12 protein-coding genes are annotated in these 14,328 nt (G+C 61.9%); 4 read left to right on the top strand and 8 right to left on the bottom strand.

The window, feature by feature from the left end; translation table 11 throughout:
* Window positions 1-171 precede the first annotated feature (171 nt).
* The 5 genes from FJ934_RS05590 to FJ934_RS05610 all read right to left on the bottom strand — a co-directional run bounded on the left by FJ934_RS05590 (window position 172) and on the right by FJ934_RS05610 (window position 5,905).
* The gene (locus FJ934_RS05590) at window positions 172-1,308 is read right to left on the bottom strand and encodes a Gfo/Idh/MocA family oxidoreductase (protein ID WP_140607653.1); all 1,137 of its coding nucleotides are present in this window, start codon (window positions 1,306-1,308) and stop codon (window positions 172-174) included.
* Entirely contained in the window at window positions 1,298-2,263 is a 966-nt protein-coding gene (locus tag FJ934_RS05595; protein WP_140607654.1) for a hydroxyacid dehydrogenase, read from the bottom strand. The genes FJ934_RS05590 and FJ934_RS05595 overlap by 11 nt, the downstream gene beginning before the upstream one ends.
* Complete coding sequence (locus FJ934_RS05600) at window positions 2,263-3,078, bottom strand: aldolase/citrate lyase family protein (RefSeq protein ID WP_140607655.1); 816 nt, start codon at window positions 3,076-3,078, stop codon at window positions 2,263-2,265. Before FJ934_RS05600 ends, FJ934_RS05595 begins: the two co-directional genes overlap by 1 nt.
* A gap of 10 nt (window positions 3,079-3,088) precedes the next feature.
* Window positions 3,089-4,525, bottom strand: coding sequence for an NAD-dependent succinate-semialdehyde dehydrogenase (locus tag FJ934_RS05605; RefSeq protein ID WP_140607656.1), 1,437 nt, complete (start codon window positions 4,523-4,525; stop codon window positions 3,089-3,091).
* A 342-nt stretch (window positions 4,526-4,867) separates the two neighbouring features.
* Complete coding sequence (locus FJ934_RS05610; RefSeq protein ID WP_246671438.1) at window positions 4,868-5,905, bottom strand: MurR/RpiR family transcriptional regulator; 1,038 nt, start codon at window positions 5,903-5,905, stop codon at window positions 4,868-4,870.
* 36 nt (window positions 5,906-5,941) lie between these two features.
* Between FJ934_RS05610 and iolD the strand changes: the two genes are divergently transcribed.
* Genes iolD through FJ934_RS05630 form a run of 4 tightly spaced genes read left to right on the top strand, consistent with a single transcriptional unit; the run spans window position 5,942 to window position 11,309 of the window.
* Window positions 5,942-7,783 carry a 3D-(3,5/4)-trihydroxycyclohexane-1,2-dione acylhydrolase (decyclizing) gene (gene iolD, locus FJ934_RS05615; protein ID WP_140607657.1) on the top strand — a complete coding sequence of 614 codons (1,842 nt, stop codon included), beginning with the start codon at window positions 5,942-5,944 and terminating at the stop codon, window positions 7,781-7,783.
* Window positions 7,784-7,811: 28 nt separating this feature from the next.
* Window positions 7,812-9,308, top strand: coding sequence for a sugar ABC transporter ATP-binding protein (locus FJ934_RS05620; RefSeq protein ID WP_140607658.1), 1,497 nt, complete (start codon window positions 7,812-7,814; stop codon window positions 9,306-9,308).
* A gap of 1 nt (window position 9,309) precedes the next feature.
* Window positions 9,310-10,323 carry an ABC transporter permease gene (locus FJ934_RS05625; protein WP_246671439.1) on the top strand — a complete coding sequence of 338 codons (1,014 nt, stop codon included), beginning with the start codon at window positions 9,310-9,312 and terminating at the stop codon, window positions 10,321-10,323.
* Window positions 10,324-10,349: 26 nt separating this feature from the next.
* Window positions 10,350-11,309 (top strand): substrate-binding domain-containing protein, encoded by a 960-nt coding sequence (locus FJ934_RS05630; RefSeq protein ID WP_210241948.1) that lies wholly within the window; start codon window positions 10,350-10,352, stop codon window positions 11,307-11,309.
* 274 nt (window positions 11,310-11,583) lie between these two features.
* Here the strand turns inward: FJ934_RS05630 and FJ934_RS05635 are convergent, their stop codons facing one another.
* The 3 genes from FJ934_RS05635 to FJ934_RS05645 form a co-directional block, all read right to left on the bottom strand.
* Window positions 11,584-12,342 (bottom strand): Stf0 family sulfotransferase, encoded by a 759-nt coding sequence (locus FJ934_RS05635; RefSeq protein WP_140607659.1) that lies wholly within the window; start codon window positions 12,340-12,342, stop codon window positions 11,584-11,586.
* A 267-nt stretch (window positions 12,343-12,609) separates the two neighbouring features.
* On the bottom strand, window positions 12,610-12,990 hold the full coding sequence (locus tag FJ934_RS05640; protein WP_246671440.1) for a protamine-2 (modular protein): 381 nt from the start codon (window positions 12,988-12,990) through the stop codon (window positions 12,610-12,612).
* A gap of 75 nt (window positions 12,991-13,065) precedes the next feature.
* The gene (locus tag FJ934_RS05645; RefSeq protein ID WP_140607660.1) at window positions 13,066-14,055 is read right to left on the bottom strand and encodes a LysR family transcriptional regulator; all 990 of its coding nucleotides are present in this window, start codon (window positions 14,053-14,055) and stop codon (window positions 13,066-13,068) included.
* Window positions 14,056-14,328: the final 273 nt, after the last annotated feature.

The following is a 14,328-nucleotide window of genomic DNA, read 5'->3' on the forward strand; positions in this document are numbered from 1 at the left end:
GCCTGCAATAGTGCCGGGGCGGTCGTCCCAACGCGGCTTATAGCGCGCCGTTACCTTCGGGATAACCCAAGAGTTTAGTTGCTCGCTAAAGCATGCCTCCCGAAAGTGTGCAGCGGTTTCGGGAGGCATGCTTTAAATCAAAGACCTGAAGCAGGTTGCGTGAATCCTCTTTCACGCGACATGCTTTAGGGTGGAGACCCAGCGAGTCTCAACCGCCGACGTGTGAACGGCCTCAACGAGTTCCTGAACGCGCTGCCCGGACTTGAAGCCGAACGGCTCGGAGCGCTGGCCCGCGATGGCCTCAAGAAACAGCGCTATCTCGATCGCCTTGAGATCGTTGAAGCCAAGTTGATGGCCTGGGGCGACGCAGAACAGTCCGTAGGGCGGATGATCAGGCCCTGCTTCAATCCGACGGAAACCACGGACACGGCCAGCATCCGCCGCGACGTAGAAATGAAGCTCGTTGAAGCGCTCTTGGCTGAACGTCAACGCGCCCTTGGAACCGTAGATCTCGAAGTCATGCTGCATCTTGCGGCCGGTCGCCACCCAACTCGCCTCGATGCTGCCCGTGGCGCCGTTGGCGAAGCGCAAGAATGCGCGGCCGATGTCGTCGACCTCGACGGCGGTACGGCCGCCCTTGGCGTCCGGGCGACTGTTGATGACGGTGACCTCGTCGCCAAGAACGCGTTCGATAGGGCCGATCAGGAACTCGGCGGTCGCCAAGGCATGACTGCCGAGATCGGCCAGCGCACCGCCACCTACCGGGTCGAGGCGGAAGGTGAAGGGACCGTCCGCGTCGCCCATGTAGTCTTCGGCGTGAATCCCGCGATAGCTACGGATTTCGCCAAGCTCGCCGGATGCGATGAGTTCACGGGCCAGCGCCATCATCGGATTGCATAGATAGTTGAACCCGACCTGTGTGCTTACGCCGGCAGACACGGCAGCGTTTGCCATCTCGGCGGCCTCTGCTGCGCGCGGTGCAAGCGGCTTCTCGCAATAGACATGCTTGCCGGCGGCGATCGCGGCCAGCGCCATCTCGTGGTGGAACGCGTTTGGCGCGGTGATGTCGACAAGATCGATATCCGGATCGCTGACAAGTCGGCGCCAATCGCCGGTAGCGTTCTTGAAGCCGAGCCCACGCGCAGCTGCGCGGGCAAGTTCTTCGGTGCGGTCCGCGACGGTATGAAGCTCGAGCTCGAAGGGCAGATCGAAAACACGTTCCGCCGCGGCGAACCCGAACGAATGGGTCTTGCCCATGAAGCCGGTCCCGATCAGCCCGACCCGCAGCTTGGGTTTCTCATTTCCCATTGATTTCTGATCCATTGACGACGAGCGTAGGGTCGATCTTGCCTTCGAAGAAATCGAGGACGTTCCTGACCGAGGACACCGCCATGCGTTCCCCGCATTCGGCGGTGAGACCGGCGATGTGCGGCGTCAGGATCACCTGATCCATAGCCAGCAGCGGATTATCCGGGTCAGGGGGCTCGTGGTCGAAAACATCTAGTCCCGCGGCCGCCACCGCGCCACCGCGCAGCGCCTCGATCAGGGCAGACTCGTCGACCACGCCGCCGCGTGCGGTGTTGATCAGTATGACGCCGCGTTTCATGAGCCCGAATTCACGAGCGCCGAGCAACGGCCTCTCACCCTTGGGCGCGTGCACGGAAATCGCGTCGGCACGACCGACCGCCGCGTCGAGGTCGCCGGCCGACCTTACCTGGCCATCCGGCCAGCCAACCTTCTCAAGAAAAGGATCGTAGGCTTCGACCTCCATGGAAAAGCCAGCGGCCATACGGGCCAGATGCCGGCCAATCCGGCCGTAACCCATGATGAGCAGCCGCTTGCCCGCTAGTTCCGACGCCTCGAGCTTGTTGCGCCAGTTCCAGCCTTTTTCGCGAACGGCCCGATCGGCGCGCAGCGTGCGCTTGGCGGCTGCCAGCAGCAGCATGATGGCGTGCTCGGCCACGGAGACGGAATTGACATCGCCGACGACTGCCAGCGCGATACCGCGTTTGTTGAGCGCCGGCAGGTCGACAGAGTCGTAGCCGACCCCATGCCGCGAGACGATGCGGAGGTTGCGTGCATTGTCGATGGTCGGAGCCGACAGCGGCTGGGTGCGAATGACCAGCCCATCGGCCTTGCCGATCAGCGAGGCATAGCTTGGCTCGGAAACCTCCTCGACATAGTCGTAGGTTACACCCGGAGCCCGATCGAGCAGGGCGACGCCGCTAGGATGCAGTTTGCCTGCGACAAGCACATGCGGCATCAGTAGCCTCCCCTGGCGTCGGCACTCTTGGCGGACACTCCGGCCGTCAGCGCCCGGAACCGCCTCACGGCGGCGTCGGCGGCGCCGGCGAGCAGGCGCACGTCGTTGGAGACGGTGGTCATGTCGAAGCCCCACCCCACTGCGCGGCCGGCATATTCCGGAGTGCCGCAATGCAGCGCGGCGCGAATGCCATGATTGCGGCATGCCCGCACAATCGTTTGCAACGCCTCGATCATTTCCGGCTCTTCGCGGTCGAAGGCCGGAGGCAGGCGACCGCCGTGCAGGCTGAAGGTCAGGTCGGCCGGCCCGACATAGATGCCGTCGAGCCCTGGCGTGGCCGCGATCGCATCGAGATTAGCCATCGCGTCGGCGGTCTCGACCATCGCGAAGGCGAGGATTTCGCCATTGGCTTCCGCCGCATAGTTGGCGCCGACCGCGAAATTGGCGCGGGTTGGCCCGAAGGAGCGCTGACCCACCGGCGGATAGCGCACACAGGAGACAAATCGTGCGGCTTCCTCCGCAGTGTTGATCATCGGGCAGATGATCCCGTAGGCGCCGGCGTCCAGTGCCTTCATGATGATGCCCGGCTCGAGCCAGGGGACACGCACCAGCGGGGTGACGCCCGAGGCGCGCATGGCCTGCAGCATGGGCAGCATGGCGTTGTAGTCGAGCGCGCCGTGCTGCAGGTCGATGCCGATGCTGTCATAGCCCTGCGCGGCCATGATCTCGGCGGTGAACGAATTGCCTATCGAGAGCCAACCATTGATGGTCGGACGGCCATCGGCCCAGAGCTTCCTGAGGATGTTGGGGATCATGGCGGCAGCCCTAGAACACGACTTGGGCTAGCTTGGTGTCGAGGTAGTCCCTGATCGACTCGATACCCCCTTCCCTGCCCATGCCCGAAAAATTGGTGCCGCCGAAGGGCGCCTCCGAGGCTGCAAGAGCGAAGCTGTTGACGCCGACCATTCCAGCCTTCAGTTCGGCAACCGCCCGGCGTGCACGCTTCGGGCTTTGTGTGAACGCGTAGGCCGAAAGCCCCATGTCGGAGGTGTTGGCGCGTTGCAGCGCCTCGTCGTCGCTGGAGAACGAGCTGATCGCCGCCACCGGCCCAAAATTCTCCTCGGCGAAGACCGCCATGTCGTCGCTGACATTGGTCAGCACCGTGGGCTCGAAGAAATGCCCGGCATTGAAGGCCGCCGCACGGCGGCCGCCGGCGGCGACCGTGGCACCTTGCCGTTCGGCCTCCGCGACCACGGCCTCGATGTCTGAGAGCCGCTTGCGGTTGATCAGCGGCCCCATCTGCACCGAGGGGTCGAGACCATCGCCAAGCTTTAGCGACTTCGCCCGGGAGACGAAGCCCTCGACGAATTTGTCATGCAGGCTTTCATGGATGAAGAAGCGGTCGGGCGTAACGCAGACCTGGCCGGCGTTGGCATATTTGGTCGGCACCGCCACACCGAGCGCGGTCTCGATATCGGCATCATCGAAGACGATCAGCGGCGCGTTGCCGCCCAGTTCCATCGAGACCTTCTTGACCGTATCGGCGGCATCGCGGATCATCTGCTGACCGACCCGCGTTGAGCCGGTCAGGGACACTTTCCGGACTACTTTCGACGCCATGATCGGCGTGTAGGTGGCTTCCGTGGGGCCGACCAGCAGGCTGACCGCGCCCGCAGGCAACAGGCCCGCTCGCATGCAGTCAATCATGACCATGGCCGTGCCCGGGGTCTGGCTCGAGGGGCGCACCACGATCGAACAGCCGGCGGCCAGCGCTGGCGCGACCTTGCGGGCCACCAGTGCTGCGGGGAAATTCCAGGCCGTGAAGGCCGCGGCGACGCCGACAGGCTCATGCAGGACCTCGAAACGCCCGCCCGGGACACGGCTCTCGATGACACGTCCGTAGATGCGACGCGCCTCCTCGGCATGCCAGCGGAATTGATCGACCGCGAGAGCCCATTCCCGCTCCGACTGCGCCAGCGGCTTGCCGGTCTCGCTGGAGATCATCCGTGCCCCTTCGTCCTTGCGGCGCAGCATTTCGTCGGCTATCCGATGCAGGGCGTCGGCCCGCTCGAAGGCGGACTTGGCTCTCCAGGAACGAAATCCGCGATCAGCGCTCTCAAGCGCGGCGCGCGTGTCCTCCCCACTCGCGTTCGGTACCTCGCCAAGCGCCCGTTCGGTGACCGGACTGAGGACCGGCGTGAAGCCTCCCCCGCCCGTTGAGTGCCAGGCTCCGTCGATGAAAAGTCCGTAGTCGCTATACATCTGAGCACCCCGAATGCAGCACGAGACACGCCACGCGGCAGCGCAACGGTCACAAGATTCCGGCATGGTGGGATGAGCGTTCCGCTCCCTGCGGAGCAACCTCCGGCTGCGCTGATCCTCGGCATGGCCGATGGATCGCGAGCCCTGCGCAGGCTGGCGCAATCCTCCCTAAAACCGTATTGCAACAATCATTGCAACATCTATTGGTTTGTCAATAGACATTTCATGGTAGATCGCAACCAGTCGATTTTCGCTTCAATACGGAGCAGCACAAGGCTGCGCCGCTCCTCCCCCTTCATCGCCACCCTCGGCATGATGCTCACCGCCCGCGGCACAGAAGAGCTATTGCTCTGTGACTGTCGGGATCCGCGGGTCAACGCCATTGTTCTGCAAGCGCGCTGCCAGCGCTACTGTTAGCGCCTGCGCAAGACACATCGGGGCCGCAAGCGATCTTGAGAACGTGTATTCGTGCTCGGGCACCGCAAAAAGCACGCGTGCGCTCTTGGTCAGCGGCGACAAGGTGCTGTCCGAAATCGCCACGATGGGGACGCCCCTGCTGGCAACCTCTTCCACGACATTCACGACCTCGTTTGCATAGAACCGGAACGATACCGCGAAAAGCACATCCTGTGGGCGGATCACGCGAGCCATATGCGTGGCGAGCCCGCCGCCAGGGTCCAGCAACGTGCATCGCTTGCCCAGCATCGTCAGTATGTAACGCAGGAGTTCGACCACTGGCGCCGAGCGCAATTGCCCGATCAGATAGATGACGTCGGCCTTCTCGAGCAGGTTGACGGCTTCGGCCAAATCTGCCGGCGGAATAGCTGTGAGCATCTCCTGCAGCGAGGCGATATCACGAACGACCAGATCGTGCATCAGGCCGAACTCGCTGCGGTCGGTTCGCGCCCCCAGTTCCGTCTCCAGCGCCTTGACGCGCGCTTCAAAGCCGGGCGCCGCGGTGGACAATCGCTTCTGGAAAAGGGTCTGAAGATCCTTGAACCCCTCATAGCCTAGCGCCTGGGCAAAGCGCACGAAGCTCGATGCGTGAACACCGCTGCTTTCCCCGATCGCGTTCACGGATCGCACCGCAACATCATTTGGGTTCTGCGTGAGATATACGGCTATCTTCTGGTATGACTTGCTCATCTGCTCATACCGATCGTGGATCACGCGGATGAGTTCCTCGTAGTCCTTTGGGGCTTTCACTTTCTCATCCACGGCCAACATCCTTGCAATTTTTGTTGCATGATGGCTTCTTTGCACTTGGTTTACCAGCGGAGAATTCCGGCTCGAAAACCGGTGATCCGGATTTGTCGTTGCATTCTGCTGCAATGCCACTTGCAAAAAAGTCAGTTCCGCAATAGGAATTGAATTCATCATTCGGCATGATGTTGCCGCGATGCCCGGAGGAGTCAAATGTCAGTGGTCCGTCTGACCATGGCGCAAGCCCTGGTCCGCTATCTTTGCAATCAGTTCACGATCGTCGACGGAGAGCGGGTACCGCTTTTTCCGGGCGTCTTCGCCATCTTCGGGCACGGCAATGTGACCTGCCTGTCGGAAGCGCTGGAAGCGGTCCAGGATAGGTTGCCAACATGGCGCGGGCAAAACGAGCAGTCGATGGCACTCGCGGCAATCGGTTTCGCCAAAGCCAAGCGCCGCCGCCAGATTATGGTGGCCGCAACCTCGATCGGTCCCGGCGCCCTCAACATGGTCACCGCCGCCGGGGTGGCCCATTCGAACCGTCTGCCGGTGCTGCTGCTCTCCGGCGATACTTTCATCAATCGCCGCCCCGACCCGGTCATGCAGCAGGTCGAGCACTTCGGCAATCCGACCATTAACGTCAATGACGCCTTCAGGCCGGTAACCCGCTATTGGGACCGCATCGTTCATCCCGAAGGCATAATCTCCTCCCTCCCCCAGGCAGTCGCCACTATGCTCGATCCGGCTGATTGCGGCCCGGCATTCATCGCACTGCCGCAGGATGTCCAGGAGATGGCTTGGGACTACCCAGAGGAATTCTTCGCCGAGACGGTGCACGCGATCCCGCGGCCACGGCCTGATGCCGACCGGCTTGCAGAAGCGGTGAAGCTGCTGAAGGCTGCCAAGCGCCCGCTTATCATTTCTGGTGGCGGCACACGCTACTCAGGCGCCGAGCAGGTGTTGGCCGACCTTGCCCTCATCCACGGCATTCCGTTGTGTGAGACGATCGCCGGCAAAGGCACGGTCAGCCACAATCATCCGGCCTATGTCGGCCCGATCGGCATCGTTGGCTCGACTTCGGCCAACGCGCTTGCCGCGTCAGCGGATGTGATCGTTGCCGTCGGCACGCGCTTGATGGATTTCACCACCGGCTCCTGGAGCGCTTTCGCGCAGGACGCCAAGTTCATTTCCATCAACGCGGCCCGTTGGGACGCGACCAAGCATCGTGCCCTGGCGGTGGTGGGCGATGCCCTGGCCTCGCTGAACGAGTTGGGGGCGGCGATGGAGGAGTGGCAGGCGCCAAGGGAATGGACCGAGAAGGGCCGCGTCGAGTTCGCCAAGTGGAACAAAGCGCTGGATGGGTACCAGCAGCCGACCAATCAGCCCGTTCCCACCTACGCCCAGGTCATCGGCATCGTGAATGCGCGCGCAGGCGAGCGTGACCTGGTCATCACGGCTGCGGGCGGACTGCCGGGTGAGGTCATGAAGAACTGGCGCGTCAAGGCTCCCAATACGTTCGACTGCGAATTCGGCTTCTCATGCATGGGCTACGAGATTGCCGCCGGCTGGGGTGCCGCCATGGCCGACCCGACGAGAACGCCGATCGTGATGATCGGCGATGGCACCTACATGATGATGAACTCGGACATTTATTCCACGGTCCTGTCGGGCCATAAGATGGTGGTGATCGTCTGCGATAACGGCGGCTACGCCGTCATCAATCGTCTCCAGAATGCCAAGGGCGCTGCCTCCTTCAACAACCTGATCAAGGATTGCCGCGTGAAGGAGCCGTTCAGCGTCGATTTTGTGAAGCACGCCGAATCGATGGGCGCGCTCACTCGGCGCGTCGACAGTCTGGCGGACCTCGCGCAAGCCGTCGATTGGGCCCTCGGAACGGACCGGACAACGGTCATCACGCTGGTGTCCGATGGTTTCACCTGGACGCCTGGTGATGCCTGGTGGGATGTGGGTGTGCCCGAGGTTAGCGCCAGGCCGCAGGTGCAGGAAGCGCATATGGAACAGGCTCAAGCTCGCAGGAAGCAGCGCGTAGGCGTCTGACTTCATCACAATCCGAAGGTCAAATCTCATGACGGCGTTTGTCGAGTTGCGCGACGTCGCGAAGACGTATGGGCTGAATCCTGTTCTCGAGGATCTCACCTTGTCGGTCGATCGTGGGGAAATTCTTGCCCTCGTGGGCGAGAATGGCGCCGGGAAATCTACCTTGATGCGCATCGTTGGCGGCTATGTGCCGCCAACGGCCGGCACGGCCTTGATCTGCGGACGTCCCCTCCCCGCGACCGTTCAAAGTGCCGAGGATGCTGGGATCGTCCTTATCCACCAAGAGTTCTGCCTCGCGCCGGACCTGACCGTCGGCGAGAATATTTTCATCGGCCGCGAACCTCGTCGCCACCTTCTCGTCGACTATCCGAAAATACACAGAGATTCCCGCCTGCTTCTGGACGCATTGGGCTCGTCAGCCGATCCCCGCGCCAAGCTTTCCGGCCTGCCCAACACCGAATGGCAGATGGTGGAAGTGGCAAAGGCATTCGCGAGGAACCCGAAACTTCTGCTCATGGATGAACCGACCGCCGTGCTGGGCGCTCGCGAAGTGGAAGCCCTATTCCGGCGGATGCGGCAATTCGTGTCGGACGGAGGTTCCATCATCTTCACTTCTCATCGTCTCGACGAGGTGAAGGCGATCGCCTCCAGAGTGGCTGTTCTTCGGGACGGGCGCATCCGGCATGTTGGACCGGCGTCGGAACTGACGGAAGACGAGATGGCGGCGCTGATGGTCGGCCGCGAACTCAGCCAACTCTATCCAGTAAAGAGTGCAATGCCCGCGGGCGACGTCGTGCTCAGCGTCGACGATCTGCAAAGCCCGCCTCATGTCAGTGGAATCAGCTTCCGACTGCGCCGCGGCGAGATCCTTGGAATTGCCGGACTGGTCGGTTCCGGCCGGACCGAAGCATTTGAAGCGCTCGCCGGCCTGAGACCCGCGCAATGCCGGAACTTCGCTTTTGCCAAAGCCGCAAGCGGACACCTGCCCAAGGCGCGCGAGGCATGGGCCGCCGGCTTGGCCTACCTGACCGAGGATCGCAAGGGTAAAGGGCTTCTCCTGGATGCCGGCCTCGATGAGAACGTTTCCCTTACAGTCGGTGCGCTAAGAGGTCGGGCCTGGATCAACAGAGCGGAAGAACGCGGACGGCTGGACCAGGCTGTTCGCGAGTTCGACATACGAAGGGGCGCCCCCAACGCAATCGCGCGCTCGCTCAGCGGCGGCAACCAGCAGAAGGTCCTGATCGCCAAGACCCTAGCGAGCCGCCCGGATGTGGTCATCTTCGACGAACCGACCCGCGGCGTCGACATAGGCTCCAAGCAGCAGATCTACCGGGTCATCGCCGGGCTTGCCGCGCAAGGCGCCGCTTGCGTGGTGATCTCTTCCGAGATGCAGGAAGTCATCGGTCTGGCGCATCGCGTGCTGGTGATGCGCAAAGGCAGCGTCGCCGGCGAATTGACCGGCAACGACATCAACGAGGGCACCATCGTTCGCCTCGCTATGGGTCTGACCAAGGAGGCCGCATAAAATGAACACCGCCGCCAACCCCGCCGATGCCATGCCACACCGTTCGTGGTTTGGCGCCACCAAGCGACTTAGCGCGTTGGGACCTATCATGGCCCTGCTGGCGCTGACCTTCATCGGCAGCATGCTGAGCGACAGTTTCCTGTCTGCCGGCAACCTATCCAATCTGCTGACCCGCTCGGCAATCGTCGGCATCATCGCCATTGGCGCCACCTACGTTATCACCGCTGGTGGCCTCGACCTTTCCGTCGGATCAATGTCGGCGCTGATCGCTGGCCTAGTCATCATGGGCATGAACGCTGCAGGCTCGTCGCTCGGGGACAGTTGGCTGGCCGTGCTGATCGGCATAGTCCTGGCATTGGCGCTGGGCGTGGTCGCGGGCTCGCTTAACGGCGTCCTCGTTGTCAAGGGCGGCATCGACGCCTTCATCGTCACCTTGGGCACGATGGGCATTTTCCGCTCCGTCATCACCTGGCTTTCGGACGGTGGTTCGATCTCGCTTTCAAGCAGCCTCAAGGGGATCGCGCGACCACTCTACTATGGCTCAGTCGCCGGCGTAAGCTATCCGTTGATCGCGATGATCGTTCTAGCGATAGGGGCGGAATTGGTCCTGCGCCGCGCCCGGCTTGGCCGCCACATCACCGCCATCGGGTCAAATCCGGAAGTAGCCAGATATTCGGCCATCCGCGTCCACCGCGTGCGGATCCTGACTTACGTGTTCCAAGGGGTCTGCGTTGCCCTGGCCACGATGATCTATGTTCCGCGGCTCGGCGCCGCGACGCCATCAACCGGTCTCCTGTGGGAGCTTGAAGCTATCGCCGCCGTGATCATCGGCGGGACCGCGCTCAAAGGCGGCTTCGGCCGCATTTGGGGGTCGATCGTGGGGGTCCTTATTCTCGGCCTGATCGACAACATCCTAAACCTCACGGCGCTCGCCAGCCCATATCTCAACGGCGCGTTCCAGGGGGTCATCATCATCATCGCCGTTTATCTGCAGAAGGGTCGCCGAGAGGTCTGACCCGCTATCCTAGAGAGGAGCACACCGTGGAGAAGAGAACTTTCCTAAAGGGCGGAGCGATCGCGCTCGCGCTCGGCGCCGTAGGCATGCCGAAAACTTCCTTGGCAGCGGGCGGTAAGACGATCGGCATTTCCATTCCGGCGGCAACCCATGGCTGGACCGGCGGTCTCAACTTCCAGACCAAGCGTACCGTCGAACAGATGAAAAAGGCCTTCCCTGACATCGAGTTCGTGGTCGCTGCCGCCAACGACGCTTCCAAGCAGGTCAACGACGTCGAGGATCTCGTCGCGCGAGGCATCGACGCGCTGGTGATCCTGCCGTTTGAATCCGAGCCCCTGACCGAACCGGTGAAGCAGGCCAAGGCCAAAGGCGTGTTCATAACGACCGTCGATCGCGGCTTGTCGGAGGAAGGCATCGAGGACCTCTATGTCGGCGGCAACAACCCGCAATACGGCGTGATCGCGGGGAATTACTTCAAGAAGAAGTTTCCCGATGGTGCCAAGATCGTCGTCATGAGGGGCATTCCAACCACGATCGACAATGTCCGCATCGATGCCTTCAAAAAGGAGTTGGGGGGCTCGAAGGTCCAGATTCTCGACATGCAGTTCGCCAACTGGAATCCGGACAAGGGTTTCGAGGTGATGCAGGACTTCCTGCAGAAATATGACGCCATCGACGGCGTGTGGGCGGGCGACGACGATGCCGCGCTCGGCGCCATGGAGGCAATCAAGCAGGCCAATAGGCCGAAACAGATCGTAGTTTTGGGCGGTTCCGGCATGAACAAAGTTGTCAAGATGGTCAAGGACGGCGGCGGCGCCGTCGACGCCGACATTTTCTATCCGCCAACCCTGATCATCCCGGCGATCGAGCTTACTACCATGCGCACCGCGACGCAGGCGCCGATTCGGGGGCGCTACATCCTGGACAGCCCCTTGATCACCAAGGACAACGCGGAAGAATTCTATTTTCCCGATTCGCCGTACTGAAGGATCGTAGGTCGGACCTTCAGACATTCAGGTGCTGGCGCGGCAATAGCGGCGCCAGTTTTACACAGTGTCGCGAGGCAGCCCGTCGCATAATGACTTCTAGAGCGTCGGGCCGACAATGCATTGCGGGCGGTGACGTCTGCCTTTAGGCAATCACAACAGTCCAGACGTCCGGTATGCTGAGCAATGCGGCCATCACGATTATGTGCTGTTGCCAACCGCACTGAGCGACGAACCCCGCCCACGTGATGGGACCGACATGACATTGGTCAAGTCAGGCTTGGCCAATTCTCATCTGCTTCTTGAGAAGGAACCGGGCGAGGTTGTTGATATTTCGCGGCGCCACCCTTTTGGGGAGATGTGCCAGCAGGCCTTGGGATTTGACGTCGTTTTGAAATCGCTCTGCCCAGTCCTCGGTGTGATTGTCCCGTTGCAGCCGCAAATTCGTCTTGAACTCGCGGTTCGGCATTTCAATCGACAATTGCCGGGCCACCGATGCCACGTAAGGGCGGGGGTCGTCCAATAGGTCTTCGTAAAAGAAATGATCGTAGGGCAGGTCCGCCATGCGCAGGTAGGCTTCCCAGAAGGCATAGCTCTGTTCGATCAGGAAATAGGCCTGGCAGATACCGGCGAAGTCATATTGCGGAACCAAATCCGCGCCGTCCGTGCTTCTCCAACGGCCTGATGCCTTCGCCCGACAGTAGGAAATCGCTTGGCGAAGGCGGTCCCGCCGCTCCAGCAGGACCAAACCCATGGCATGGCGTCGGAGGCATTCCGCAAGGAAGTCGGCTCCATATTTCGCCTGCGACCAGTGAAGGTGCCGGGGAAACAGCTTTACGGCGAACCTGCCATTTGCCGTCCCGCCGCGATCGATCACCGCGGACATGAGTTCGTCGAAGGATTTCGGCTTGCATCCCAGATTGGCCGTATCAAGCCATTCTGCCGACTTACCGAACAATCCCGTGCTGTTTGCCAGGCTGCCAAGCCATTCGGAGCCGCTACGGGCCTCCGTCAGTATCGCCACGCCTTTCATGCGTGCTGATTGCCCGCTGCCTGCAAACGCATGATCCTCATTGCGGAATATGGTTCTTCCTGATCGCCCCTCGGCATGCTTACAACTCCACCTAAACAGCGCTGCAACGGCCAGACGCTGATATCGTTCCGTCGATTCTACCTTAGGCTAAGCTAAAATAAGTGCGAAATCCGCCACGTTGAGGCGATCGACGCCACGCTGCACAAGATCTGTTGTGAAGAGACCGGCCAGCAACGTGGCCGGTCCTTTGGGTCAGGCAGAAGCCGGTTACAGCCAGACCCTGGCCCATACGCGCTCGCGCCAGCAGCGCACGTGGCGCCGGCCGTGACGCCAGGTCCGGCGGCAAACCCTGCGCCAGACACGGCGGCGCCCATGGCGGCGGCGCCAGCGGCGATCATGACGCCATTCGCCGTAGCGATGCCAGCGACGATGCGAGACCTGCTCCAATCCGGCCTCGTCATCCCCTTCGGAGACAGCCGGATCCGGCTTGTCCAACTCATCGAGAATTCCGTTGCCCTGCGGGATACCGGCAACCGCGCGGCCGGGTCCGGCCACACTCGCAAAGGCCACCACCCCCGCGGCGCCAAGCATTCCGGTAAGAAACAACCGACGTTCCATCGAACCCTCCTCCAAGTTGATCATCGGCATCTCATTCCCTCGCCGAAATGGGCTTCAGCGGGCATGCCGATCGTGCCTGAACGCGCGGTCGCGATTGTTGTTCCCTCACCCCACTTCGCGCAGGATGAAATCGTGCAGCATCTTGGCGGCCGGCGACAACACCCGATTCTTGACCGTGATCAGGCTGTAAGGCCTGACCTCGATGTCGAATTCGGTCTGTACGACGTCGATGGCACCGGCCAGCCCGTCGGGATTCTGGATGAATTTCGCCACCTGGACCGAAACCGGTGCGATGGCGTCGGATTGGGCGACCATGACCAGCGTCAAGAGCAGCGAACTGGTATTGAGGATCCTGTCCGGCAGCGCGATGTTGCGGTTCAGGAAATTGCTCTCCATCGCCTGGCGCAAGGGCGAGCCGCCCGATTGGAAGACCCAGTCATAGGCGGCGGTATCTTCCAGCCGCACCACGCTGCCCCGGATGAGAGGGTGCCCGCGGCGCACGATCAGGCAAGCTTTCTCGACGCCGATGACACGGGATTCGAACAGTCTCGGGTTAAGGTCGTCAGGAATGCGCGCGATGATGAAATCATGGCGCGTGGCAATCAGCTCGCGCGCCAGCACATTGGAGGTTTCCACCTGCATGGTGATCTCGATGCGTGGATAGATGCGGCGGATTTCGCGGATCGCCGGGACCGCGAGTTCAATCGCCGGCGCGGTCACGGCACCCAGGAACACCGAACCGCCCTTGCCCGCCTTGAGCTCGGCGATCTCGCGATCGACTTCGCGCATCTCCAGCAGGATCGAACGCGCACGCCTTGCCAGCGCCTTGCCGTAGGGCGTCAGCGTGATTCCGCGCGGCAGCCTTTCGCACAGCTTGACCTCCAGCACCGCCTCCATCTCGGCGATCATGCGCGAAGCCGCCGGCTGGGAAATGTTCATCACCTGCGCGGCGGCACTCACCCGGCCATGATCGTCGAGTGCGACGATCATGCGCATGTGACGCAGGCTGAGCCCACTGCGCAGCAAGGTTTCGCCATCGCCCGGCTTTTCACTGTGACCATTTGAAACCGCAGCCGGATTTCGCAGCGCCGCCATGCTTCCCCACTTTCTCTCCTGGCGGCCGGCATTCGTGCCGACCTGCCGTGTTCCAATAATTCATACCAACCACGATATAGCAAACATCAAAGATCGCATTTGACAGTTATGGCAAAAGGGTCGCAACGTCAGTGCGTTCCGAAATGCGACGATCGGCGACGATGGAAATCGCATCGATTGAAATCAGCGTCTCGGGACCATGGGAGGATACCGGAGATCGATATGACGGCAGCAGTGCCTTGGCGCTTCTGCACGATTGCGCGGCCCGCGACC

The sequence above is a fragment of the Mesorhizobium sp. B2-4-12 genome (assembly GCF_006441575.1).
Lineage (GTDB): Bacteria > Pseudomonadota > Alphaproteobacteria > Rhizobiales > Rhizobiaceae > Mesorhizobium.

Coding starts and splice junctions, on each gene's coding strand:
- FJ934_RS05590 (WP_140607653.1), bottom strand. CDS start 1,308: ATGGGAAATGAGAAACCCAAGCTGCGGGTCGGGCTGATCGGGACCGGC.
- FJ934_RS05595 (WP_140607654.1), bottom strand. CDS start 2,263: ATGCCGCATGTGCTTGTCGCAGGCAAACTGCATCCTAGCGGCGTCGCC.
- FJ934_RS05600 (WP_140607655.1), bottom strand. CDS start 3,078: ATGATCCCCAACATCCTCAGGAAGCTCTGGGCCGATGGCCGTCCGACC.
- FJ934_RS05605 (WP_140607656.1), bottom strand. CDS start 4,525: ATGTATAGCGACTACGGACTTTTCATCGACGGAGCCTGGCACTCAACG.
- FJ934_RS05610 (WP_246671438.1), bottom strand. CDS start 5,905: ATGATGAATTCAATTCCTATTGCGGAACTGACTTTTTTGCAAGTGGCA.
- iolD (WP_140607657.1), top strand. CDS start 5,942: ATGTCAGTGGTCCGTCTGACCATGGCGCAAGCCCTGGTCCGCTATCTT.
- FJ934_RS05620 (WP_140607658.1), top strand. CDS start 7,812: ATGACGGCGTTTGTCGAGTTGCGCGACGTCGCGAAGACGTATGGGCTG.
- FJ934_RS05625 (WP_246671439.1), top strand. CDS start 9,310: ATGAACACCGCCGCCAACCCCGCCGATGCCATGCCACACCGTTCGTGG.
- FJ934_RS05635 (WP_140607659.1), bottom strand. CDS start 12,342: ATGAAAGGCGTGGCGATACTGACGGAGGCCCGTAGCGGCTCCGAATGG.
- FJ934_RS05640 (WP_246671440.1), bottom strand. CDS start 12,990: ATGCCGATGATCAACTTGGAGGAGGGTTCGATGGAACGTCGGTTGTTT.
- FJ934_RS05645 (WP_140607660.1), bottom strand. CDS start 14,055: ATGGCGGCGCTGCGAAATCCGGCTGCGGTTTCAAATGGTCACAGTGAA.